We start from the raw sequence: 24497 nt of genomic DNA on the forward strand, positions 1-24497 counted from the left end.
ATTGTTAATTTTGAAATTGATAACTGTTATTAATAAGGTCCTTAAATACCCCATGAGTTTGGTTTCTGTCAAGACGGCCCCATTTTTTTCGTAATTTTTTTTAGTCTGTGTCAGTTTGTGGAGAAGATAGGCGGTATGATGACGGGATGGCCATGCTGAATGTTCGTGCTTGTTTTCTAGCGGTTCTAGGGTTGCTTGTTGGAATGAGTATGGGATGCGCGTATCAGCTCCCGTCTCATCCTTCTCAAGAAGATCTCACAGAGCCCCTGGTTTTCGGACACATTCACGTATGGCAGGAAGAGCCATCCGGAAGAATTTATATTCCGGAATTAGCTTCCCTTGAATTGAGTTCCAGGGATGGTCAAAGGCGGTATCGTATCGATATTGAGGCGTCTTCCTCCTATTTTTTTCTGTCCTTGAAGCCAGGGCGGTATCAAGTGACCCGGGTATTTATTCAGGAAGGCGTATTTCGATCCAGTGCGGAAGTTCCGTTAACCTTCGAGGTTCCTGACCAGGGAGTGGTGTATCTCGGCGGTTGGCGATTCCAGGTTGACCCTCCGAATTACACAAGAGAGTTAGAGGTAACCATTGTCTCCGAATCAGTAAAAGCCATCGTGGAATTGACGGTTCGCTATCCCTCTCTTTCTCCCACTGTGGTCCTGTCCTCCCTGGCGGAACCTTCCCTGTTACGGGCACGATTGTTCGAAGTCACGCCCTACCCCAGATTCCGATACTTCAATCGCCATAATTCCACATAAATTCTCTCAAGCGGTATTCCGGCTGGTCTGTCATCAACGTTATTGTTAAAGATAGGAGATTTACCATGGGGCGACTGCAGAATATCCTTGGACTCTGCTTTTTGATTCTCTTCCTGGCGGGCTGCCAGGGCACGCCTCACTTGGTGAAGCGCAGTCAGATGCTGATGGGAACCGTGGTGTTTGTCACGGCGGTTGGAGCAGATGAGAGGATTGCGCAGAGGGCGGTTAAAGCGGGGCTTGATGAAATCCGGCGATTAGAAGAGTTGCTGAGCACCTGGATTCCAACCAGTGAATTATCACAGGTAAATGCTGCGGCGGGACGGGAATCCATACAGGTGAGTCAGGAAACCTTTGAAGTCCTCACGCGATCGCTGGAGGTGGCGAAACTCACGCAGGGAGGGTTCAATATCGCCCTTGGTCCGGCGGTGAATGCATGGGATGTCAGTCGGGAAGGGCATGTTCCGTCCCAGGAAGATCTGGAAGCGCTTCGCCCGCAAATAGAGTTATCAAACGTGCAATTGGATGAAACAACGCGAAGTGTGTGGTTGAGGCGTCCTGGAATGTCCATTGATGTTGGAGGGATCGGGAAAGGGTATGCGGCCGATCTCGCTGCCCGAGTGATGCGTACGGCAGGCGCGACGGCAGGCGTGGTTGCTTTGTCGGGGGATATTAAGACCTTCGGACGGATGCCGGATACGCAACGCTTCGTGTTTGGTATCCAGCATCCCCGAAAGGAGCAGGGTCACGTTTTAGGGCGGATTGAGTTGGAAGATGAAGCGGTCTCCACTGCGGGAGATTATCAACGGTATTTTATGAAAGACGGGGTTCGCTTTCACCATATCCTTGATCCCAAGACCCTTTATCCGGCTCAGGGTTGTCAAAGTGTCACAGTCATAGCCAAGGATGGTGTCATGGCCGATGGGTTGGACACCGGCATATTTGTCATGGGTCCTGACCAGGGAATGGCCCTCATTGAGTCTTTGCCGGATGTTGAAGGAGTGATTGTCAATCAGGAAGGCACCGTGTTTGTCTCATCGGGTCTGAAGAACCGCTTAAGCCTCGAGCCGTAACAACGTCTTCAACATTCAATCAAAAAAAGGAGGCATGAAGCCTCCTTTTTGTTTTGCGCATAGACGTGGGCTGCTTAGCCTTGTTTGTCCTTGGAATGGTGGGAATACCCGCCTGGATGACCTTTCGTCATTCCGCCATCCTGATGGGCATTGATGCGATCATGGACCGCTTTCATGCGGGAGCGTTGCTCGTCCGTTAATACGGCCTTGGCGTCCCGCCCGGCTTTTACTGATGCCAGGTAAAGGCCTGCACGAATCTCATAGAGACTCTTTAGCTTCGATTCAACAGCGCCCAAGTCCCCTTGGTCATTCCGCAATAATTCGTGCAAATCCAAGCTGGTCAATTGCATGTCAGCTTTCATTTTAATTTTGTTTTTTTCGAAATCGGTTTTAATCGTCTGAAGTTTGGTGACCTGATCCTCGGTAAGGGCCATGCCTTCTTTGAATTTCAATATGTGTTCGATAAATTCAGAGGCACTTTGATGAGGCCCATGTCCTGATTTGTGGGCACTTCCTCCTGTGCCATAGCCTCCCGACATGCTCGTGCCATGATGAACCTGGCCATGGCCATAGGCTCCTGCTCCGTGGGGGGATGTGCTGGACCCGGATGGGTGGTGCGCATCTCCTCCATATCCCGTAGCTAATCCCATAGCAGGGAATCCTAGAATTAAGGACAAGACACCGGACCAGAGTGGAATCATTCGTTTGTGTGTGGTGTTGCCGGTAATGGTCATGTGAACAGCCTCCTTTCGCGAAGAGAAAAACGCTATGGTGATAGAAAAAATGAGGGGACAAATCATGATAATCTGTGAGTTCCCTGACTCATTCGTATTATACACGGGAATGCCGGAAATGTAGCACGTGCGTGTCTATCTTATCTCAAAAATTCAAGAGGTTACACAACCCCCATTGAACTGAGGCTCTGCTTCGGTTGACAGGGAAGGGAGATGAGCCCGCGGGTGAGGTAGTTTTTGGTTCGATAAGGGGTCGAACCAATCTCAATTTGAAAAGTATTCGTTATCAAAAGGAAAAAGCTGTGGACGAAGGAAAAGCGAGAGCCAGCCTCATCAGTCCTTTTGGCAGGTATTGCAAAGACCGTACAGTTCCAGCTTATGAGTTTGAATGATAAAGCCGTTTTTTCTCGCCACCTCTTCTTGTAAATTTTCGATTTGGCAATTTTGAAATTCGACTATTTTTCCGCAGGAGGTGCAAATGAGGTGATCATGATGACCCTTATGAGACACATTATCGAATTGCGTTTGTGAGCCGAAATGGCGTTCCTGTGCCAGGTCGGTTTCACAGAACAATTTGAGCGTGCGATAGATAGTGGCCAGGCCAATATGCGGGTCTTTTTTGGCGAGGATATGATATAACTGCTCGGCAGTGACATGCTCCATTTTGAGAAAGGTCGTCAGAATTAACTCGCGTTGACGAGTCAGTTTGAGGCTGTTTTTTTGGAGATGATTCTTGAGTGTTTCGAGTTCTTTGACCGGTTTAGACATGGTGAAATCTTTCGTAAGATGAAGAAGAAATATATTAAACCCCAATCATCCTGGGTAATCAAGAATTATTTTTTCTGTTTGGGTGTTGGTAGAGAAATTTAGGGAGTACCTATGAGAAAACCCTCAGAAGTGACCGGTGACCGCGCTTTGCTGATTTATACGTTGCATTTGACCGAATCCATGGGTCTGATGAGTGACGTGAAGCTTCAACAATTATTATTCCTCTGTGAATTGCAAATGTTGGGGAAAGGATTGAAAGGGTTGCATTTTGAATTTGTCCGATTTCCCTATGGGGCCTTTAGCAAAGATGTGGATAATGATTTGCTCTTTTTGCGTAGAAAGGAACGGATAGAGAATTTTGATGTGACGGAACAGGCTGAGAGGGTTGTGGGCTTGGTTGAGAAGATTATGAAGGAACCCGAATCCAATCAACAGGTCATGGAAATTATTCACACGGTGGTTGAGAAATATGGGCCTATGGATACCAGCGCCATCATGAGTGCCGTGGAGGCAGTGGAATTAGGTCCTGCTGATAATCCCGAGCAAAAACTTGCCATCCGAGATATTTCATTCCACACCATTATGCTGGTGCCCTCCCGAATTGAAGCGACCGAAACCATCACGCTTTCCTCCGCCCAGGTAAAATCCTTAAATACGGCGATGGGCTATTAAGGCTCCGCCGACATCCGGATGACGGGGTATCCTGGCTGTGCAATTTATTAAAGGTAAGGAGAGCATAAGAGGTCCCGAGGCCGAACAAGGGTCCGGCCTCGGTTTTGTGAATTGAAAATTCTGAGATTACTTGGTGGACGAGGCTTCTTCAGGAGAAGCTGTTGAGCCGACGGTAAAGGTATCCCGTAGCGCTTCCAGTCTGACCTTCCCCACGCCCTTCACTTTCCCCAGATCATCGAATGATTTAAAGGCGCCATGATCTTTTTTGTAGGCGAGGATGTTGTGGGCGATATCCTGTCCCACGCCTTTGACGGCTTCGAGTTGTTCAAGACTGGCAGTGTTAATGTCAATCTTGTTCACGGTAGCTTCTGCCCAGGACATGGGGAACAACAGGCCAACGGAAAGAACCAGAGCAAACATGAAGACCGAAACTTGTTGTAAATGAAGCCTCACGGCACACGCTCCTTTGAAAATGGTTGAAACGCGTCGTTGCTGTTCTTCCCTTTCACGGGGAGAAGGCCACGAATGAATGAGTGAGGCTAGGGAGAAGTACGATTGAAGGGCAATCTGTCGAAGGTGGTATCTTGGAAGCGTCAAAAGTCCAATAAATGTGAAAATTTATTGAGGTGAAGACGGAGGAACGGTTGTCGGAAATTGATACAAGGTGCCGAATTTCTGTCTGAGGTCTTGAATAAAGGGTTCAGGAGTCAGGGCCTGCCCAGTCACACGGGTGATTAAATCGGCTGCCGTATACTGTCGTCCCCAACGATGCACCTTATCATTCAGCCAGCCTTTCAATGGAAGCAAGTTACCTTGGCTGATGGCCTGGTCGAGGTCCGGAAGATCCTTGTGTGCCTGCTGAAATAGCATGGCCGCATACAGATTCCCAAGCGTATATGTGGGGAAATAGCCAAAGGTCCCAAAGGACCAGTGCACGTCCTGCAGCACACCCTCTGCATCGGAGGAAGGCGCGATCCCCAGGTATTCCTGAATTTTGGCATTCCAGATTTCCGGCAGATCATCAACGTACAAACGGCCTTCAATGATATCCAGCTCAATTTCAAATCGCACCATGATGTGCAGGTTGTACGTCAGTTCATCGGCTTCGACCCGAATAAACGACGGGGCCACCCGGTTGATCGCCAGATAGAAATCTTCTGCACTGACTTGCCCCAACTGTGTGGGAAACACCTCTTGAAGTTTCGGGTAAAAATATTGCCAAAACGCGCGAGACCGTCCTACGCAATTTTCCCATAAACGGGATTGGCTTTCATGAATACCCAGAGAAATGGCTTCACCCAATGGAGTGCCATATTGTTTTGCGGGTAACCCTTGTTCGTAGAGGCCATGCCCTCCTTCGTGGATACAGCTAAAGAGGCAGGAGGGGAGATCCGTTTCGAAGACGCGGGTAGTCACCCGCACATCGGTTGGATGAAACGCCGTCGTAAACGGATGCTCCGACAAATCCAGGCGTCCATGTTGAAAATCATAGCCCATGTGCTTGAGCACAAGCCGGCCAAAGTCCATCTGTGGGGTGTGCTCATACGATTGTGTCAGGAGTTGGGTATTGGGTTGGACAGGGGACTGTCGTATGTGGTCCAGCAAACGAATCAGCTCCGTCCGCAAGGTGGCAAAGAGTGGACGTAATTGGGCCACGGTCGATCCCGGTTCGTAGGTGTCGAGTAACGCATTATAGGGAGAATCCGCGTAACCCAAATAGTCCGCCTCTTGTTGCTTGAGTTTCACGACTCGTTGCAGATTCGGCAGAAACCGTTGGAAGTCATTCGTCTTCCTGGCCTCCGCCCATACTTGTTGCGCCAAAGAACATTCCCGCTCAAGCTGGTTGACGAAGGCCGACGGCAATTTTTTCGCACGGGAAAAGTCCCGCCAGGTCTCGCGAAGAAGAGCTTGCGAGGGTTCGTCCATGGCGGACGCATGCTGAGAATGAAGCGTGCCGGTGGAGAGATCCACAAACGTTCCAAGCAGGGATTCCATCTCAGGCGAAACAAACTGGTCATGGGCCAGCGTTTGAAGAGTGGCCAGTTGCTCCGCGCGAACCGCTCCTCCTCCTGGAGGCATATAGGTCTCCTGATCCCAGGAGAGCACGGCTGCGGCATCATGCAGGTGATGGATCTGTCGCAAGGTCTGTTTCAGGGGATCAAGAGCAACGTCAGCGGACATGGGCGGGTACCTCAAAAAGTGGTAACAATTTCAGCGGATAACCGGACCACTGTAAGGTAGCTCTTAAGAAATTGGCAAGAAGCATTCGCTGATGAGTGAAAAGACCCGGCCGGGCGTGGAAGCCTGTGACCATTGGCCCGGACACAGAAAGACGGACCAAGCAAGAGAGAGGAAAAATTAAGAGAATGGAGGGGATGGCTTGCGGCAGGAGGATGAAGGGAAGGACAATGTGGGTCATTGAAAATCAATCGTGAGGCGATGAGTTGACTGCAAAGGGGGTACAACATGAAATCCTTGGTGCTGCCGGACATTGAAGCTTATGCCGAAGCGCACTCCTTGCCGGAATCGGAGGTGTGTCGGCGACTTCGTGAGGAAACGTATCGAAACATGGACTGCCCCCAGATGGTGGTCGGTCCATTGGAAGGCGCATTTTTAAAGGTCATGGCGTTGAGTGTGGGAGCCAGGCGGGTGTTGGAAATCGGTACCTTTACGGGCTACAGCGCCCTCTGTATGGCGGAATGTCTTCCGGATGATGGGATGGTGATTACCTGCGACATCGACCCTGATTCCACGGCTATGGCCAAACGGTATTGGGCTCAGAGCGCTCATGGGACGAAGATTCACCTTCGCCTCGGCCCCGCCCTGGAAACGATGGCGACAGTGACTGGAACGTTTGACCTGATCTTCATCGATGCCGACAAGGCCAACTATGTGAATTATTTTCGTCAGGCATTGGAGTTGATATCGGATCATGGCGTCATTCTCATTGATAATGTTCTGTGGAATGGAGATGTGCTGACACATCCTGCTCCGGATACCAATACGGCGGCCATTCAGGAACTCAATCGAGTGGTGCATGCCGAGCCGCGGGTCTCAGCAGTTCTGTTGACCATTCGCGATGGGATATTCCTGATTAAGCCGCAATCCTTTTTAAGAGGAAACCGTCAGACGCAACAGCAAGTTCAACAATAAAACATTTCTCAGAAATGCTTCTCGCACTGACAGGTTTCTCAGCGAATCCGATCCAGCGGCAATCACACAGGACAAGGTAAATCAGACAAACATGGGTAAAACAAACCTTGACCCCGCAAGACACCGGATTGTGGAGCCTGAAGATCAGTGGCAACCCCGGCAGGTTTTGCTCTTTAGCGGTCATATGATCGATGCCCCGGGAAGACAGCCTCCGCGTTTTCCAAGGGATAAAGAAGCCGTGGCGGCACAGAAAATTGCCGAGGTCTTAGACCAACTGGGCGCAGGCCCTGATGATCTTGCGCTCACGCAAGGGGCCTGTGGAGGCGACCTTTTGTTCACGGAGGCCTGTCAGCAACGCAAGGTGATTATTCAGTGGATGCAACCGTTCCACGAGCCGGAGTTTATTCAAAAGTCTGTCATTTGTAGGGGCGAAGCCTGGCGCGATCGGTATGTGGCCGCCAAAGCCAAGCTCACGACCGCAATCCGCTCGGCCCCTGAGCACCTTGGCTCACTACCCGAAGGTGTCGATCCATATGAACGGTGTAATCTATGGCTGCTTCACACCGCATTGGGGTACGGGGTGGAGAAGGTGCACTTCATCTGTTTGTGGGATGGAGGCGGAGGTGATGGAAAGGGCGGTACGGCGCACATGTATGCAGAAGTGAAACGCCGATCCGGAAAGGTCACATGGATCGACATCCGGACTCTTTAACCGACGCGCCTCATGTGATCGTAACGGAAAACAGTATACCTGCCCGCAATAAAACAAATCACAGAATCAACGAACGACGGGATGTGTGGGGAAGTTCAGAATGATGAAGAGGGCGAACCTACAAAATCCAATACATTTTCGCTTTACACGAACCCAAATATTCAGGGTTGTGCTCACATTCACTAACCGTGTATTCGTTGATTAACCGAGACATTCCGGGTTTCGGCCCGGCAGCCGAGCCACTTTTCTTTCGGGAAAAGCGGCCAAACAAGGGTCGCGCTCCTCGAGACGCACCTTGCAAAACGACGCCCCGTCCGGCCTTAGGAGAGAACGGACGCCAGTCTGAAGAGGGCGGTCCAACTCGCAGGGCTCAAACAAGGCCCGCCCGCCGAGCAGAGCGTCCCTTCCTCGGGCCAGTCGGCAGGCGTCGGTCAGGAACGAAAGCCGTGCGAAGTGTGTGTCACGTTCAGACCAAGGTCTGAAAAAGTTGTCATCCTGAGTGAAACGAAGGATCTCGCAGAACAGTGGGATTTTCAACCTGGGCGCCGATTCTCCTTTGTGGACTGAAGGTTGAGGACCGGGTGTCCATCCAATATCTTCCACCAATGTCTGAATGGTGAAGTGTAGATCTTTCTCCTATAACGGTTTCTAACGCCCCTGTCGGATTGTTTTGTCCCCTGCCGCCGGTTTGGCAAACTCGAACTTCAACTCATTGATGCGTGCCAGATAATCGCTGACATCGTGATCGCCGCACCGTTGATGACGGGTCAACTTGAGTCCGCGTGCGGCATAGGCGCGGCCCGCTCCCGCTCCACAGAGATGAATCACGGCGGCCAGATCCTGCTTCCGCTGGAGTGAGACCTTTCCGATCCGCTTCGGTCCTAGCGTCTGGGTGACTTGGCGATCGAGCAAGGCGGCAGTCAACTCGATGGCATGGCTCGGGAGGATGCGGGTATAAAGGCTGTTGAACCAGCACGATTCCCAATCGTGCCACGGGCCGGCCTCGACTACCTCGTGGTCGTGAATGCAATAGCGCTTCGCCTCGCTGAAGGTCCCGTCGGTAATCTGGTACATGCCAACCGCGCTCGAGGCTGGTTTGAACAGCTCCAAGGGATTCCACGTCAGTTGCCATCGCCAGTAGGTCCGTGCCACAGGATTCCCTCCGCCTTCGACTTGTGCCAGCGCGGCGAGAAACTCCGGAGTGATGACGGCGGTCGCATGCTCGCGGAAAAGTGATTCGTATTCTTTCCAGGTCTGGACCGGGCTCTTATTGAGTGATTGGTCTAAGGGAAAGAAGATCTCGGTGGGTTTATGGAACGTATGAAAAGCCCAGTTGAGGCCAAGCCATAGCAGAAAAAGGAGGGTAGGAATTACGACGACCCGAACGATCGGGTGGGAGGCCAGCACCGCCCTCATGATCGCACGGAGCACACGCCAACCCTGGCCCACAAAACCCCAGAGCGTACTGAGCGTCGTTCGACGTTTGTGTCTCTTGGATCGTTGAGGTTGTTTGGCAGTCGGTCGAGTGAATCTCAACGCCATAAATTCACTATACCGGAAAAAAAGAAGGAGGGAAGGGTCGTTCGTTAGTTCCGGTCGCGGACCGCAAATGCTCGGTAGTTGGCAAGGGAGTAGGCAGCTATCATTCTTGCAAACAGCGCACCGATAAAGAACGTGATCGGCTGGTGACCTGTACTTTGCGGGTCCGTAGATAAGGCTCGGATATGGCAGCATGAATAACCGGTAAGGCCGAGGTCGGTTGCGTAAATAAAAATAGTTTGGCTTTGGGAGGGTGTAAGACTTAACAAACCGTTAGGCCATTCAATATTTCTAAATGATCTTTGTCGGTTCCGGCCAAAGCGTTCCTTATGCGATGCCCTTTCTTGAGTTGATAGAACCCAGGAAGGCTCCTGACTGGCAAGGTCTTAAGGGCAGTTCTCCCAACTCTAGGTCCAGAAAATTGGTCGAGAGCAGTGCCGATTTTTTTTCGCGCAATATGACTTAGGACTAGTATTTTGCGGTGACGGCGAGGCGGAATCCTAACGCGTGAAGGAGTGCATCGAGGCTTTTGGGTTCAGGATTGCCTCGATCAGAAAGAGTCTTGTACAACCTTTCGCGGTTGAGCCTAGCCTTTTCCGCAAGTTGTGCCACCTCGCCCTAAGCTTCTGGCTGTTTTTGGGTCATTGGCTCTGCTCCGACGTCTTCCGTCTGCCCCGACGGAAGGACGCTCTCCTTATCTGGCGGGCCTTGTTTGAGCCCTGCGAGTTGGATCGCCCTCCTAAAACTGGCGTCCCTCCGCTCTGAATGAAGCCAGACGGGGCGTCCATGGTTTTGGGGCCTTTTGCCTCCACAACAAAGGTTGCGCCCTTTGGGACGCGCCAAGCAAAACCTCGTCTGCCGGGGCGAAACCCGGCAACTTGGAACATCACGAGGACACGAGAGTGGGATCACACGTGGATTGCGTGCATCTGCCAACACGTTTTACGTTCAACCTCTAAGAGGGATTCTCGACGATGTAAAACGCGAGTGTGAGTTTGCCTGGGCACGGATCTTTCGTTTCACTCAAGATGACAACTCGATAAGACTAATGCAGCCTCAACGAACTACAGGCAGTTGAATATGAGATGGCCTATTGGGTGTGTGCCAGATTTCCCATGTGGGTGCCGGGCCATCCAGGTTTTGGAAATGATCCTTGTCGGCTCCGGCCAGGGCGATCCGGATGCGATGCCCTTTTTTGAATTGATAGGAGGTGGGAAGCAATTCAACCAACAGTGGCGCTACTTCCCCCGGAATGAGTGGGGCGACATCAGCCCGACGAAACGTGTGAACGGGAAGAGGACCGGTGGAGGTGAAGATGGTGTCGTTTGGTTGCCATTGCCGATGGATGGCGCGCAATTCGCCTTCGGTGACGTAATATACGTCTCCTTCCGGTGTGACATCTTCCAGGTAGACAAAGAGGTTCGTGTCCTGAGTGGTAGCAGAAAGGTAGACGGTGGCTATGGGATGCCCTGTGACTTCGACCGCCTCTGATAGCGGCTCAGATGTATAGACCAACAAAACTTGGTCTTGTTCTTTCCGGTTGGGGTAGGGATTGTTCAGAGAAATACCCACCAGAGTGTTCCACCGGGAATGCTTGCCGGTTCCCGTGGTGAGATCCACCTGGTATCGATCCGGATTGTTCGTTGCTGGTGGAGCATTCATCGAGAGCCCACCTTCTTGTTGGAAATACATCGAAAGTGGAGAGGAGTCAGGCGGCCAGCGAGTAGAATGTTTTCCATCGTTCCTCGCCCATGGTGTAGTAGCGGATTGGTGGATCATTCGCGTTTTCCGTGGTCACGCCCTTCAGATGGACATCGAAAAATTTGAGCAGTTCTGCCGCATGGTCAAACTGCGCGGGTCCAAGCGCGTAGGGGCTGATCCGGCGTTTCCCTCCGTGGTCCCATGGCCCGAGGATGAGCCGATGTGACGGCTGTTGGTGGTGGAGATACCGTTTGATGGCGGCCAGTTGATATCCCCCGTCGAACCATCCGCTGTAGTTGTAGATGGCTGCGCCTGATTTGGCAATGTCGCCGGCATAGGTTTGCGTGCTGAGCGCGTCAATGTTGGCAGCCTGTCTTGATGGTGGAGGGTCATCCCGAAAAACAATGCCCGCGGCTTCCCGGTACGGACTCCAATTGGTCTCGTGGTCCTGCAGGGCGAGTGATAAGAGGTCAAGGCTCGTATCGCCATCCACCGGCCGTACTCCACGAATAAAGAAATTCGCGGTAACACCACCGTGGGGTAATCGGTTGCGGTCAAGACGATGAGTAATCGCACTCCAGGTTTCGGTAAACCAGTTGAGATGGATGCCACCTGGAAAGATAATTTCGGAATAGAGATCGAAGCCTGAAAACATCGGGGCAATCGCTTTAACGGCCGGATGCTGATTGACGAGTAACATTTCAGCGGTCCCGCCGCTGTATGAAATTCCTATGGCCCCGACGTTTCCGTTCGACCAGGGTTGGGCGATAATCCAGTCCACAATTTCTGCGCCGTCTTTGATTTCCTCAGGGGAATAGGCAATCGGGCGTGTCCCAAATGACGCCCCCGAACCACGCACATCTACATCGACCCACGCATAGCCCTGTTGAAGGAATCGTTTGGCATAGGACCCGATTAGCCCGCGTGGACCGTCCTCTTTGAAGACGGAGACCAGCCATCGATATTCGATCGCCCGCCAATACCGGGTTTGGTGTAAGAGGGTGGGAATGGTGTGGCCTGGCTTAAGGTCGGCGGGGAGATAGACATCCACCGCAATCTTGACCCCGTCCCGCATCGTGAGATACTGCGAAGTACGGTGAAATTTCCCGTCAGGCTCTACAACGCTGATACCTGAAGAAGATGGACTGGCTGCCGCCGGGTCAGAATGCTCAATTGAATTTGGCGCACAACCTGTGAAGAAAGGGAGTGCCAGCCAAAACAGGATGAAGGTCCATAAGCGGAAAAATCGGGAGAAATAGCTGGCAGATTGAAAACGGAGATTGGTTTGTCTGAACATATGGAGTGGACGATTATGGGTTCTGGTCTTACAGCTTGATGGCTTGTATCGGGGATCCAACTTGGAGTTTACCAGTAAAAACGCGTCGTGAGGAGAAGGCTTCGTATTAGTTTTTCCAATTCTGGTGTCAATATGATGTTCTGTGTGGCCGGGTTTCGCCCCGGCAGGCGACCTACTTTTGTTTTGGCAAAAGTAGGCAAAACCATGGACGCTCCGTCTGGCCTCATAAGAAGCGGAGGAACGCTAGTTTTAGGAGGGCGGACCAACTCGCTCCGCTCAAACAAGGTCCGCCAGCTGATGAGAGCGTTCCTCCTTTGAGCCAGACGACAAGCGTCGGACTATGGGAGGGGGCTGTTGAAAAAATCGCTGGCGGCATTTTTCAACGCTCCCATAATAGCAAGAGGCTGAATAGAAGGAGAAGGTGATGGCTTCAGCGTTTGCACATGTGGCCGTGGCCTATGCCCTGGGCAAAAGTCTTTCCGCCCAATTCCACACCTCAAGGTTTTGGTGGTTCACCATGGCCTGTTGCCTCTTGCCGGATGCGGATGTGCTGGGATTGGTGATTGGGATTCCGTATGAGCATATGTTGGGACATCGTGGTCTGACACATTCCATTGTGTTTGCCATGCTGCTGGGATGGGTGGTGCCCAGGTTGGCTGCTCCCACGATCCGGTATGGAACCCGACGGTATTGGCTGTTTGCCGTGTATTTCTTTCTTGTCACCCTGTCCCATGGGTTCCTGGATGCGCTGACCAATGGGGGGCTCGGCATTGCCTTTTTTGCGCCATTCGACTCGACCAGGTATTTCTTTCCTTTTAGACCGGTAGCCGTTTCGCCAATTGGAATCTCGGTCTTTATCTCCCATGAAGGATTTCGGGTGCTCCTCAGTGAACTGGTGTGGATTGGGATACCTGTTGGGATCTGGTTGTTGTGCGTAGCCGTCATGAGGAAAGCGGGAAGGAAGGGAGTCCAGTGAGACAACACAGACCGGACTTTTATCCTGGATATCAGGTAACATTGCGCATTCTCTCGCTGGAAATGCTTTTCGTATCATTTCAGGTCTGATGGCGTCATCTTCTAAAAAAGTTATTTACGCAGCGTTGATCGGCAATGGCTTAATTGCCATCACCAAATTCGCGGCTTCGGCGATGACCGGCAGTTCGGTGATGTTGGCCGAAGGTATCCATTCACTGGTGGACACCGGCAATCAAGGGCTTCTGCTCTATGGACTCCATCGAGCCAAACGTCCGGCCGATGAGCGCTATCCATTCGGGTATGGGAAGGAAATCTATTTTTGGAGTTTTGCGGTGGCCATTCTGGTCTTTGCCTTGGGCGCGGGAATTTCTCTCTATGAGGGCGTCTTGCACATTCTCTATCCCCAACCGATTACCAACCCCATGGTCAACTATATCGTCTTGAGTCTCTCCCTCGTCTTTGAGGGTGCCGCCTGGTATATGGCTTTCCGGGAATTTTCCCGTGCCAAGGGAAAGTGGTCCTATTTGGAAGCGGTTCAACGAGGCAAAGATCCGACCATTTTTATGGTCCTCTTTGAAGATTCGGCGGCGGTGTTGGGCTTGGCGGTGGCCTTTATCGGCATCTGGTTGGGACAGGTCACCGGTATTGTTTACATTGACGGCATTGCCACCTGTATTATCGGATTGATTTTGGCGGGGATCGCCATGTGGCTTGCCTATGAAACCAAGGGATTGTTGATTGGCGAAAGCGCCAATAAGGAAGTGGTTCAGAGCATTCGCGACATGGCCAGACAGCTTCCCGGTGTGGAGCATGTAAATGAAGTGTTAACCATGCACATGGGGCCGAATTTTATTTTGGTGAATCTGAGTGTGGATTTTCGGGATGGCGTGACGTCGGAGGAGGTCGAGCGTGGGGTGGCCGGCCTGGATAGGGACATCAAGGCCAAGCATCCCCTTGTAAAACGGGTCTTTGTGGAAGCTGAAGCCAGGCGGGTCACCAAGATTCCGGATTAATGCATCTTGGTTTTCTGTGCGGGAGGTCGTGCACGGATGGGGCATGTGCTCCGTGGATGCCGGCTTGCCCCTTCACTTTATCCGCTTAATCTTTATCGGTGTTTTCGATTTCCAACACGACGGGGCAATGATCGGAGAGAAAGCGGTAGGCCAGGGGATAGTTCCCTTGTATGCGTTCACATCCTGCCACGGCGCAATAGCCGGTGACCTGAACGGTGGTGACCGTGACTTCCTGCATCTCTTGAGGGACGAGCACATGATCCAGCCAGCCACCGCGACCGCGAAAATAGTGGGAACATTGCGGATGTAAGGTCAGGTCAGTAAAGCCGGGTTTTTCTTTGGCAACTTTTCTACGCAAATTTTTCAGCTCGGAGTCCCGTGATTGCCGGTCGCCCGCACCCATCGTATTGAAGTCCCCGAGAATGATCACATCCCGATCGCGAGCGAGGAGGGGATCGATCGCTTCATCAATCCGGTTTAAGGCGTGATGCCGATCCTCCACGGCAAACACCGTGGGACCGGATTTTAAATGCAGTCCGATCAGATGAAAATCAACGCCATGGGGTTCCCTGGCTTGTACCCACGCATATTGCCCTGGGCGTAATCCAAAGGTGCAGGCGTGATTAGCCGATTTTGCTCTCGCGTTAAACTGCCACAGGCTTTCAAACTGAGACAAGGACACGCGGGTGTCGTTCCACAACAGGCCGACATGATGGTCCTCGGGCCGGCCGCACGGTTGGCGATACCACCGCCATGTATCCCCCGTCTGTTGATTTAGCGAAGCGATGATCCTGTCCCAGGCCTTGGTGGCCTCCGGGGTCGCGAGACTTTCCTGAACCGCGAGAATCTCAATTTGCATCCAACGGATGGCACAGATCAGCCAGTCGAGATCGGTTGGATCGGCATGATTCTCCCTTTGGTCTGTGGGCTGACCAATGGGAAACCATCGGATATTCCATGTGGCCAGCCGGATCTTGGCGGAAGATTCCTCAGCCATACGGCTGCCTTGCTTGACGGCGGTCTCGCACTGATCCCGGCTGGCCCATACTTCGTGCTCTCCTCCCTCGGCGGTGAGAGGAGGGTCGGGTTTGGAAGTTAATTTTGGGGGCGGTGAACCGGCTTTGAGATATTTTTTATGGACCCAGGCCTTGTCATCATTGGGCAGGCGAAGGAAAAGCCATTGGCCGTTCTGTGCGGTCTGTTCAATGGTGGCCGAAGTGCCTGTCGGGATATGTTTCAGATAGCTGGGGGCCGGTTTACGATGGAGAGGGACTCCAATGGGTTTCGTGGCCTCAAGAATCACCGATTGCCCAACCTCAAAATCCTGGGCGAAGGTGCTGGTCCAGCCACACATGGTGATCCAGAATATAAAGCCGAATGTAGAGAAAAGTTTATGCATGTTCTTTACTTAACAAAACCTGGGATAGAATACCAAGTGGGACCCGAGTGGCTGTGATTCGGGAATAGACCTTGAGACGACCTTCCTTCTTGTTGCCTCCGGGTCAAAGCCCATCATGCTCATCGGGAAAGGACCTGCTGCTTTTTCGGTATCGTTCGGAGGTCCCCCCGGCACCATACCGGGATGGCATGCTTAAATGCCCAAACGAGGTTAGGGCCTCGGGCTGGCAGGCGCCGAGGGGGGGAAGAAAGGGCCCACCGTCCGCTTCGAGTATGCGATAATGAATACAACATCCAGACCGAAACCCCATGCACGTTTTTGAGGAGTCAGCCTGATGAGCCATTCTTCCATTAACCTCGACATCGCCAATCGTATCCCCTTGCAACCCATTGCCGAAGTGGCAAGGGAAAAACTTCAACTGGATGGGAGTCAAATCGAATTGTATGGGCGGTATAAGGCCAAAATTCCCTTAGCGTCCCTCCCGCCATTTCCTAACAAGCCGGAGAGCAAGCTTATTTTGGTGACCGCCATGAGTCCGACAACGGCTGGAGAAGGCAAGACCACGACGCTCATCGGTCTGGTGGATGGCTTGAATAAGATCGGGAAACGGGCTGTGGCGGCCGTTCGAGAGCCAAGCCTGGGGCCCTGTTTCGGGATGAAAGGCGGTGGATGTGGGGGAGGGTATGCCCAGGTCGTCCCTATGACCGACATCAATTTGCATTTCACGGGGGACTTTCATGCGATCACGTCTGCGCACAATATGTTGGCGGCCCTGGTAGACAATCATTTGTATTGGGGGCACAAACCCCAGATTGATCCCCGTCGGGTCACGTGGGGCCGGGTGCTGGATGTGAATGATCGGTCCCTGCGATCCGTGGTCACGGGACTTGGGGGAAAATCCAACGGGTTTACAAGAGAAGCCCGGTTTGACATCACCGCAGCATCGGAGGTCATGGCCATTCTGTGTCTGGCGACCGACCTCCAGGATCTTCAACAACGCTTAGGCAATATCAAAGTGGGACGGACCGTTAACAAAGAGATGGTCTTTGCGAAAGATATCCAGGCGGAGGGAGCCATGACCGTGTTACTCAAGGAGGCCCTCAATCCCAATCTTGTGCAGACCCTGGAACATAACCCAGCCCTGGTGCATGGTGGTCCCTTTGGGAACATTGCCCATGGGTGTAGTTCCGTCGTGGCGACCAAGGCGGCGCTAACACTTGCGGACTATGTGGTGACAGAAGGTGGGTTTGGCGCGGATCTCGGGGCGGAGAAGTTTTTTGACATTAAATGTCGACGATCCGGCCTCAAGCCGGCATGTGCTGTGATGGTCGGGACCATTAGGGCGTTGAAACTTCATGGTGGGGCCAAGGAAAAGGAACTCGAACAGGAAGATCTGGAGGCACTGCGTCAGGGGTTGCCGAATTTATTACGTCATTTGGAAAATGTGAAGAAATTCGGGGTTCCGACGGTCGTGGCCATTAACCAATTCACGAGTGATACCAAGCAGGAACTGGAACTCGTGGAACAGGCTTGCGCGGATCATGGGGTTAAAATGGCTCTGGCGAATCATTGGGCTGAAGGCGGCGCGGGTGCCGTAGGTTTGGCCGAAACCGTTCGTGATGTCATCGAAAAGGAGCCCGCCGATTTTCGCGTGCTGTATCCTGATACGATGCCGCTGGCAGAAAAAGTGCAAATTATCGCCAGGGAGATTTACCGGGCTGAGGATGTAGAGATTCCGCCGGCTGTCCATGCCCGTTTTGCTGAACTCGAAAACAACGGGTTCGGACATTTCCCCGTTTGTATGGCGAAAACGCAGTACAGTTTTTCCACTGACCCAGCCAAAAAAGGAGCCCCGACCGGATTTACCCTTCCCGTGCGAGAGGTTCGCCTCGCAATGGGCGCAGGATTTGTGGTGGTCATTACCGGGGATATGATGACGATGCCCGGCCTTCCGCGTGTCCCTGCGGCTCAATCAATCGGCATCGACGCAAAAGGGAATATTGTGGGGTTGTTTTAGAAAGAAGCACGTGAACGTGACTGGCCGCAGGGGGAGGTGTGCCGGTCGGCGGAGTTCAGTTTCCCATCCGGGCGAGCAGGGAGGCCCGCTCTTCGTCGCGGACGCAATTGTCAATCCACGGATAGAGGATTTTTTCTTCCTTCACACTGTGTGCAGTTAAAACCTGGAGCAAACCTACTTCCGCTTCCTCAGTGGCAAAGTCTCCTTCTGCGATTTTTGCCTGAATCTGTTCCAGAAAGTCCTTGATCTGCCGATGTTCAATTCGCATGACTCCGGTCGGTCCATGGTCTCTGACCATTTCCGCTTGAGTCTCAAAGACCGGAAAAAGAATTTCCTCTTCCCACCTGATATGTCGGTGCAGTCCGGTGAACAATTCTTGAAATAGTAATCGGGCTTTTTGAGAATCCTGCTTCTTGAATGCCTGAAACCGGGTGAATATTTCATCCAGGCGGTCATGATCATGTCCCATAAACTCCGCAATGGTGTTTGTGGCCATACGTCCTCTTCTTATGTGGGCTGGGTCACGCGGGTGTTCTCGGATGATCCTGGCCTGATCAGCCCACGAGCGTCAAGAGGATCAACGGACACCATCGACCTGCCTCCCACATTCCCCTTGTGATACATTGGCATGATGCAAGCGACCAACACCTTTTCTCTCAAGTCCGATTACACACCCAAAGGTGATCAAGGGAATGCGATTGCCGCGTTGACTGATGGCTTAGAACAAGGGCTTAAGCATCAAGTGTTGTTGGGGGTCACGGGTTCGGGGAAGACGTTCACCATGGCCAACGTGATCGTCAACGTGCAAAAACCTACATTGGTCGTGGTCCACAATAAGACGTTGGCGGCTCAGTTGTATCAGGAGTTTAAATCATTTTTTCCCGATAATGCGGTCGAATATTTTGTGAGCTATTACGACTACTATCAGCCGGAAGCCTATATTCCGACTACGGATACCTATATCGCTAAAGACTCCGCCATCAACGACACCATCGATCAGATGCGCCATGCGGCTACGACAGCGCTCCTGCAACGCAATGACATTATTATTGTGGCGTCCGTGTCGTGTATTTATGGCCTGGGATCGCCTGAGGTCTATCACGACATGTTGTTGTATCTGGAGCCGGGCATGGAGATGCGCCGGGAGCGCATTCTGGCCAAGCTGGTGGATATTCAATATTCGCGGAATGATCTCGAGTTGCAACGTGGGATGTTTCGGGCGCGGGGGGATGTCATTGAGATATATCCCGCTTCGTCCGATTCGAATACGGTCCGGGTGGAATTGTTCGGCGACGAAGTGGAAGCCCTGTATGAAATCGATCCGTTGACCGGCCAGTCGTTGCGGAAGCTCCCAAAAATTGCGATCTATCCCAAGAGCCACTATGTGATTGCGCCCGATCGCTATGAGCAGGCCATTACCGGCATTGAATCAGAGCTGGAAGAACGCATTGCCTACTTTCGCCGGACAAATCAATTGCTGGAAGCGCAACGGATTGAACAACGGACGAGATTTGATCTGGAGATGATTCGAACGATGGGGTATTGCCATGGAATTGAGAACTATTCCCGTCACCTGAGCGGACGGGCGCCGGGCGAGCCTCCGCCGACCCTGTTGGATTATTTCCCCAAAGACTTTTTGCTGATTGTAGACGAATCGCATGCCACCGTTCCGCAATTCGGCGGGATGTACGAGGGAGACCGTTCACGCAAAAACACCTTGGTCGAGTACGGGTTTCGGTTACCCTCGGCGATGGATAACCGGCCCCTTAAATTTCCCGAATTTGAAAGGTGCATGAATCAGGTGGTGTATGTTTCCGCGACTCCGGGACCGTATGAACTGAAACATGCCGGCAAGGCGCTGGTTGAGCAAATCATTCGACCCACAGGTTTAATTGATCCGGTGATGGACGTGAAGCCGGCGAAGGGCCAGGTCGAACAGCTGCTTGGGGAAATCCGGCTGCGAGTGGCGAAGGGGCAGCGGGTGCTGGTGACGACGTTGACCAAGCGCATGGCGGAAGATCTTACCGAGTATTATCACGACCAGGGGTTAAAGGTGCGCTATCTGCATTCGGATATTAAAACGCTTGAGCGGGCGGACATCATCAGGGATCTGCGTAAGGGTGTGTTTGATGTGCTGGTCGGCATTAATTTATTGCGTGAAGGATTGGATTTGCCGGAAGTCAGTTTAGTGGCGGTGCTGGATGCGGATAAGGAAGGTTTCCTAAGAGGATATCGTGCCTTAGTCCAGACAGCCGGGCGCGCGGCACGTCATCGCGAAGGCACTGTGATTTTGTATGGCGATGTGGTCACCGATTCGATGCGGAGGGCGTTGGACGAAACCGGTCGCCGACGAACCATTCAATTGGCATACAACGACGAGCATGGGATCACACCGGAAACGATCGTAAAACGCATCCACGATTTGGAGTACCAACTGGCGGAAGCCGATTATGTGGATGTCTCGCTTGCGGCAGAAGCGGTTGCGGCGTACGGGGGCGAAAAAGATTTAGAACAGAATATCGCCGCATTGGAAAAAGATATGAAGGCGGCAGCCAAGGCCTTGGAATTTGAACGAGCCGCCCAGTTGCGGGATACCCTTCGTGTTCTCCGCCAAAAGCAGATTCAGGTCGGAATTTAAATCCAAACCACCGCCTTCTCTTATTGAAATCCGGGATAGTGACCCGCTCCCTTTCCTTTTTTCCCTATGGTAGTAAACGGTGATCTATCCGCAACAAACCCACCGTGGATTCACAATACCGACTGTCGGGAATGACCACGCTGGCAAGAGCGTGTTTCGAGAGGTACGGTCGGGTGTTTGAATTTCTCTATATGTGTTTATAGACGTACGCGCCGAGGAACATGCCCAAAACGGTGAGGAGGTTCATTTTTAGGAGGAACCCGAGTGTGAATTTTATCAAGACTAAATTGACGGTCACGGGTGGGTCTAAGCCTAAGTTTAACGCCTGAACGAAAATATTTTGCACCGTGCCCTGAGGAGCCACGACCTGAAGAATTTCCCCTAAAATACTGCCTAACAGTCCGCCAATAAAAATAAATAAGAGTAAGTAGCTTCCACTCTTTTTTAACACCCGTTGCCTCCCGGCGCATGGTTGGAGATCAGGGAATTGTATGTATGCGGTCTCTGGAATGTATCAGAAATTTGCACGAAATGATGGCTGGAATGGCCCAAAAATATGCTTAGGGTAAACTGCTGAATACCTTACAAGAAACATGGATTTGAGTCAAGAAATAGCCCGGCGCAAAAGGTCTGTGGTCACAAGAGAGTACTTAGGGTAAAGCGGGTGCGGCAGGGTGTGGAGCAATGGTAAATCGCATGGTGCCCAACTTATTGACGTCACTGGCGATATACCCCACGAAGATTTCGACACGGTATGGCCCTGGTTGCCAGGTCCCGTCCGGCGGGAAAAATTTCAGAAATCCGCTCTCGTCTTCCGTGGCCAGATCGACGATGTCTTCGTCGAGCCATTGGGGAGCAGGCCTTCCGGTTTCTGATTCAGAGAACAGGCGGCCGATGATTTGATAGGATGACAAATGTTCATGGACGGTAAACACCAGATACACTGCTTTGACGTCTGGAAGGAAGGTCTCAGTTGGCCTGACGGGTATGTGTGTATGACCGCCCCTGGTGGTCGGTTTGACCTCGAAACTTTCAGCAAATTCTAAACCCAGAAATACTCCCCCCGGTTTTTTATCCAATGAGGGAATAAGAGGAGATTGGGAGTAATTATCATAAAGGGATGGAGCATCGGAAAAATGATCGGGCGGAGTATCATATTGGGAAAACCCGTGTTGGGTATCTTTCGGTTGAAATACGGAAGGGGGGTCCGTCTGAACGGGAGAATCACCGCCCCAAGCGGTGCCGGTTATCGTAAAGACCATGATCGACATCAAGATGGCCCAAAGAAGGTTGCGCGGCATGACGGGCAAAGGATGATTCATTTAGGTTTGTATAGAGTTGGCGTGACTCGACTATCGTGATTTCCAAAAATCTTTTCCCGCTCTTTTGAAAGATTCCACGTTCTCTACCTTCGATGGCGTCAATGAGTCAAGGACTTTCGATCTTGCCTTGCAGCACCATGAGGTGTTTGTTAAGATTCCGCCCGGTTCTACGCATTTTCATCTACTTTGTTACCATTGGCATTTTCATTCATTCTTTCTAAGGAATATAGGTTAGAACTATGGGTGCTACATCAAGTATGGATCCCGATGCATTGCCGCAACTCGTAGGGGATTTTCAACCGGTCGATATGTGGCAAGCCCACATTAATCGTCTATTTTACGGATTGAGGGGAGGTCGTGTTCGAGAATATTACCAAACGGTGGCCGCGGCCGATTTCCGGTTAGGCTTTGCCTTGGCCGAAGACTATTGGCGTCGGTGTGAACAACGAGCGAAAACTCAGGATGCCGATCAAGCGACCACACCATTAACCGTGATGGAATGGGGCGCCGGGAATGGGAATCTCGCAGCTTGTTTCCTGGATCGTCTTCAGGAGTTGGATCAAGAACAACGGATATTTCCAAGAATCACCTATCGTTGTATAGAGCGTGAGCCGGTCTTGTTGGAGCAGGCCAAAGCCAACACGGATCTGGCTAAGCATCGTGATCGGGTCACGTTTGACCTTGTGTCTATTGAGAGTCTGTCGGACTTTCCGGATGGGAGTATTGATCGGATTATCTGCAATGAACTCTGGAGCGAGTTGCCAACCAAACTCATTCTGCGAAAAGGCGGTGAGATTCATGAGGAACAGCTTCGTCCCAATCTGAACGAAAAGCGGTTGGCGGATTTCCCGGATTGGCCAAAGTTTATTGAAGCCTTTGGGCAGCAGGATATTGAATCTCTCACCGCGTTACCCCCGTTTCTCGAAGATCTTGTCTGGGAGCGGGAATATCGGCTCATCGAGACCAAGGACTTTCCATTTCGCCGCACGGTCGTCGAGTTTCTCAAACAGATCGACGAAGAAGTCCTCGTACCCTACAACGTGGGCGCGTGTCAGAGCCTAAAGGAAGCCAAACGATTGTTGTCCCGGAACGCAATCGGATTTAGCGGTTTTGACGCAGGGACGGTTGATCCGCATGTGCTGAATGACCCGGAAAAGCCCTGTTATACGGTGCAGGGTGGCCAATTCAGCTTTATGGTTAACTTTCAGTTGATGCAAGACGTGGCCAGGCATTTGAATATTCACACGGGCGTGATTGAATCGCAACGGGATTTTGTGGGACGGAGTTTGTCAACCAATGTGATCACGGTCATGGATCTGCTGGCATCGCATCCTTCGCCGCCGGAAGGTCAGGCCTGGCAATTGGACGCGTTGATTCTACGAACCCTTGAGGCATTGAACCGCACGTACCGGAGTCCATACCAACGTCCTATCGAATTTCCGCTTTCCGATAGTACTCCCGCTCACGAACGCGCCGAACTAGAAAAACTGGTGCAATCCTTACCTCTGAATGGTGTGCCGGATACCATCGCCTTTCTCACGGAATCGGAAATTTGGAAGGCCATGCCCGATTTGCAAAAATTGGGATACGATTCAGAAGGCATCAAAGGTATGTTGGAACTTCCCCTACAGCCGGTGGATTACATCCACATGTTTTTTGCCTTGAAGGATTCTTAGTCAATCTGATGGTTGCGGGATGCGTTGTGTTGTGTGCCCATGATTTAAGGCGGAACACGGTCAGAATGATTGTGAGAGTTGGAAGTTTTTCGAAGGGGGAGTGGATCCTGTGAAGGCAACACCTCATTCTGAAAAAAGTCCTTACCGAATGCAAGAAATTTGCAATCAGGTAGATTTTTTGAAAAGGGTTGTGTATACTGCGGCGGATTTTTCCAATAACGTAGACACTCTTTCACAATAAGACGAGGTAGCTGTGTTTGGATCGTTTGGATGGATGGAGCTTATGCTCATCCTCATCATTGTGCTCATCATTTTCGGTGCAGGAAAAATCCCGCAGCTTGGAGAGGGCTTAGGCAAAGCGATCAAGGGCTTTAAAAAGTCCGTTGCCGAAGCGGATGCGCTGGATGTAACGCCGAATGAGCAAGGCGAAGGCGGTCAGGCCCCACCGCCCCAACCGGAACAATTGGCGAGCCAACACCAGACAGCAGAGGTTCCTCCTCCGCCACCGGCGCAAGGGGTGCCGCAGCCAACGGAATCCACGCAATCCAAACAGGGATAATTCGCGGGTGAGATTGATACGGTGAAGACCGCCCACCGAAGAGACAGGCAGCATGGACCTAAGCCTGATCAACGCTCAAGGTGTATATTCAGCGGGCAGACTATAGAGGAGTGCGAAGATGTTCGGCTTAGGAGCGATGGAAATTTTGATCATCCTCGTCATCGCGTTTCTGCTCTTTGGTCCTAAGGAATTACCGGAAATCGGCAAGCAGGTCGGGAGAGCGGTCAAAGGGTTTAAGGAAACAACGGAAGATCTTCGGCAATCGGTTGAGCCGGAAATCAATATGATTACTCAGGAATTCAAATCTGTCGAACAAGATTTGGAATCGTCAATCAAAGAAGCCGAAGCAGAGATCAAAGGGGCGACAGAACAAGCCACCGAGTCCGGTGGATCCAAAATGGGGTAGCCAGGGGAGGTGCGACTCCGTGAGGACGTTGACTGCTGGATCGTTTCGTTGACACCCAAGGCTTATTTCGATTTTTAAAATTTATCTG

24 protein-coding genes are annotated in these 24497 nt (G+C 51.9%); 12 read left to right on the forward strand and 12 right to left on the reverse strand.

Annotated features, from left to right (window positions below):
* Positions 1–152 precede the first annotated feature (152 nt).
* Together PP769_RS07275 and PP769_RS07280 are read left to right on the forward strand one after the other, a co-directional pair.
* Positions 153–758 carry a hypothetical protein gene (locus PP769_RS07275; RefSeq protein ID WP_312646319.1) on the forward strand — a complete coding sequence of 202 codons (606 nt, stop codon included), beginning with the start codon at positions 153–155 and terminating at the stop codon, positions 756–758.
* Between the two features lie 65 nt (positions 759–823).
* Positions 824–1828 carry an FAD:protein FMN transferase gene (locus PP769_RS07280; protein ID WP_312646320.1) on the forward strand — a complete coding sequence of 335 codons (1005 nt, stop codon included), beginning with the start codon at positions 824–826 and terminating at the stop codon, positions 1826–1828.
* A 74-nt stretch (positions 1829–1902) separates the two neighbouring features.
* Here the strand turns inward: PP769_RS07280 and PP769_RS07285 are convergent, their stop codons facing one another.
* Both PP769_RS07285 and PP769_RS07290 read right to left on the reverse strand, forming a co-directional pair.
* Positions 1903–2562 carry a Spy/CpxP family protein refolding chaperone gene (locus PP769_RS07285; protein ID WP_312646321.1) on the reverse strand — a complete coding sequence of 220 codons (660 nt, stop codon included), beginning with the start codon at positions 2560–2562 and terminating at the stop codon, positions 1903–1905.
* A gap of 333 nt (positions 2563–2895) precedes the next feature.
* Positions 2896–3330: a Fur family transcriptional regulator gene (locus PP769_RS07290; RefSeq protein WP_312646322.1), complete on the reverse strand. Its 435-nt coding sequence runs from the start codon at positions 3328–3330 to the stop codon at positions 2896–2898.
* A 111-nt stretch (positions 3331–3441) separates the two neighbouring features.
* Between PP769_RS07290 and PP769_RS07295 the strand changes: the two genes are divergently transcribed.
* Positions 3442–4002: a Panacea domain-containing protein gene (locus tag PP769_RS07295; RefSeq protein ID WP_312646323.1), complete on the forward strand. Its 561-nt coding sequence runs from the start codon at positions 3442–3444 to the stop codon at positions 4000–4002.
* Between the two features lie 126 nt (positions 4003–4128).
* Here PP769_RS07295 and PP769_RS07300 read toward each other — a convergent pair whose 3' ends face one another.
* Positions 4129–4455 (reverse strand): ComEA family DNA-binding protein, encoded by a 327-nt coding sequence (locus tag PP769_RS07300; RefSeq protein WP_312646324.1) that lies wholly within the window; start codon positions 4453–4455, stop codon positions 4129–4131.
* A gap of 165 nt (positions 4456–4620) precedes the next feature.
* A complete protein-coding gene (locus tag PP769_RS07305; protein ID WP_312646325.1) occupies positions 4621–6183 on the reverse strand; it encodes a carboxypeptidase M32 in 1563 nt (520 codons plus the stop codon).
* Positions 6184–6468: 285 nt separating this feature from the next.
* Here PP769_RS07305 and PP769_RS07310 point away from each other — a divergent pair, with 285 nt between their 5' ends.
* Both PP769_RS07310 and PP769_RS07315 read left to right on the forward strand, forming a co-directional pair.
* Entirely contained in the window at positions 6469–7155 is a 687-nt protein-coding gene (locus PP769_RS07310) for an O-methyltransferase (RefSeq protein ID WP_312646326.1), read from the forward strand.
* 91 nt (positions 7156–7246) lie between these two features.
* Entirely contained in the window at positions 7247–7867 is a 621-nt protein-coding gene (locus PP769_RS07315) for a hypothetical protein (RefSeq protein ID WP_312646328.1), read from the forward strand.
* Between the two features lie 648 nt (positions 7868–8515).
* Here the strand turns inward: PP769_RS07315 and PP769_RS07320 are convergent.
* The 4 genes from PP769_RS07320 to PP769_RS07330 all read right to left on the reverse strand — a co-directional run bounded on the left by PP769_RS07320 (position 8516) and on the right by PP769_RS07330 (position 12404).
* Positions 8516–9409, reverse strand: a complete 894-nt coding sequence (locus PP769_RS07320; RefSeq protein ID WP_312646329.1) for a transglycosylase SLT domain-containing protein — start codon at positions 9407–9409, stop codon at positions 8516–8518.
* A 465-nt stretch (positions 9410–9874) separates the two neighbouring features.
* Complete coding sequence (locus PP769_RS19855) at positions 9875–10018, reverse strand: helix-turn-helix domain-containing transcriptional regulator (RefSeq protein ID WP_505542333.1); 144 nt, start codon at positions 10016–10018, stop codon at positions 9875–9877.
* A 444-nt stretch (positions 10019–10462) separates the two neighbouring features.
* A complete protein-coding gene (locus PP769_RS07325) occupies positions 10463–11185 on the reverse strand; it encodes a CocE/NonD family hydrolase (protein ID WP_312646331.1) in 723 nt (240 codons plus the stop codon).
* The gene (locus PP769_RS07330; protein WP_312646332.1) at positions 11115–12404 is read right to left on the reverse strand and encodes a CocE/NonD family hydrolase; all 1290 of its coding nucleotides are present in this window, start codon (positions 12402–12404) and stop codon (positions 11115–11117) included. Before PP769_RS07330 ends, PP769_RS07325 begins: the two co-directional genes overlap by 71 nt.
* A gap of 424 nt (positions 12405–12828) precedes the next feature.
* Here PP769_RS07330 and PP769_RS07335 point away from each other — a divergent pair, with 424 nt between their 5' ends.
* The gene (locus tag PP769_RS07335; protein WP_312646333.1) at positions 12829–13380 is read left to right on the forward strand and encodes a metal-dependent hydrolase; all 552 of its coding nucleotides are present in this window, start codon (positions 12829–12831) and stop codon (positions 13378–13380) included.
* An 88-nt stretch (positions 13381–13468) separates the two neighbouring features.
* Positions 13469–14392, forward strand: coding sequence for a cation diffusion facilitator family transporter (locus PP769_RS07340; protein ID WP_312646334.1), 924 nt, complete (start codon positions 13469–13471; stop codon positions 14390–14392).
* Between the two features lie 85 nt (positions 14393–14477).
* On the opposite strand, the gene PP769_RS07345 is transcribed toward PP769_RS07340, so the two are convergent.
* Positions 14478–15791 carry an endonuclease/exonuclease/phosphatase family protein gene (locus tag PP769_RS07345; protein ID WP_312646335.1) on the reverse strand — a complete coding sequence of 438 codons (1314 nt, stop codon included), beginning with the start codon at positions 15789–15791 and terminating at the stop codon, positions 14478–14480.
* 334 nt (positions 15792–16125) lie between these two features.
* Here PP769_RS07345 and PP769_RS07350 point away from each other — a divergent pair, with 334 nt between their 5' ends.
* Positions 16126–17808, forward strand: a complete 1683-nt coding sequence (locus tag PP769_RS07350) for a formate--tetrahydrofolate ligase (RefSeq protein ID WP_312646336.1) — start codon at positions 16126–16128, stop codon at positions 17806–17808.
* Between the two features lie 55 nt (positions 17809–17863).
* Here the strand turns inward: PP769_RS07350 and PP769_RS07355 are convergent, their stop codons facing one another.
* Positions 17864–18304, reverse strand: a complete 441-nt coding sequence (locus tag PP769_RS07355; protein WP_312646337.1) for a hemerythrin domain-containing protein — start codon at positions 18302–18304, stop codon at positions 17864–17866.
* A 132-nt stretch (positions 18305–18436) separates the two neighbouring features.
* On the opposite strand from PP769_RS07355, the gene uvrB reads away from it, so the two are divergent.
* Complete coding sequence (gene uvrB, locus PP769_RS07360) at positions 18437–20446, forward strand: excinuclease ABC subunit UvrB (protein ID WP_312646338.1); 2010 nt, start codon at positions 18437–18439, stop codon at positions 20444–20446.
* 187 nt (positions 20447–20633) lie between these two features.
* On the opposite strand, the gene PP769_RS07365 is transcribed toward uvrB, so the two are convergent.
* Both PP769_RS07365 and PP769_RS07370 read right to left on the reverse strand, forming a co-directional pair.
* Positions 20634–20897 carry a DUF4321 domain-containing protein gene (locus PP769_RS07365; protein WP_312646340.1) on the reverse strand — a complete coding sequence of 88 codons (264 nt, stop codon included), beginning with the start codon at positions 20895–20897 and terminating at the stop codon, positions 20634–20636.
* 199 nt (positions 20898–21096) lie between these two features.
* Complete coding sequence (locus tag PP769_RS07370) at positions 21097–21768, reverse strand: hypothetical protein (RefSeq protein WP_312646341.1); 672 nt, start codon at positions 21766–21768, stop codon at positions 21097–21099.
* Positions 21769–22007: 239 nt separating this feature from the next.
* Here PP769_RS07370 and PP769_RS07375 point away from each other — a divergent pair, with 239 nt between their 5' ends.
* The 3 genes from PP769_RS07375 (at position 22008) to PP769_RS19725 (ending at position 24409) form a co-directional block, all read left to right on the forward strand.
* Positions 22008–23444: an SAM-dependent methyltransferase gene (locus PP769_RS07375; RefSeq protein WP_312646343.1), complete on the forward strand. Its 1437-nt coding sequence runs from the start codon at positions 22008–22010 to the stop codon at positions 23442–23444.
* A 253-nt stretch (positions 23445–23697) separates the two neighbouring features.
* Complete coding sequence (tatA, locus tag PP769_RS07380; protein WP_312646345.1) at positions 23698–24003, forward strand: twin-arginine translocase TatA/TatE family subunit; 306 nt, start codon at positions 23698–23700, stop codon at positions 24001–24003.
* A gap of 118 nt (positions 24004–24121) precedes the next feature.
* Positions 24122–24409 (forward strand): Sec-independent protein translocase subunit TatA/TatB, encoded by a 288-nt coding sequence (locus tag PP769_RS19725; RefSeq protein WP_376753403.1) that lies wholly within the window; start codon positions 24122–24124, stop codon positions 24407–24409.
* Positions 24410–24497 lie beyond the last annotated feature (88 nt).

The sequence above is a fragment of the Candidatus Nitrospira allomarina genome (assembly GCF_032050975.1).
In the GTDB taxonomy this organism is placed as follows: domain Bacteria; phylum Nitrospirota; class Nitrospiria; order Nitrospirales; family UBA8639; genus Nitrospira_E; species Nitrospira_E allomarina.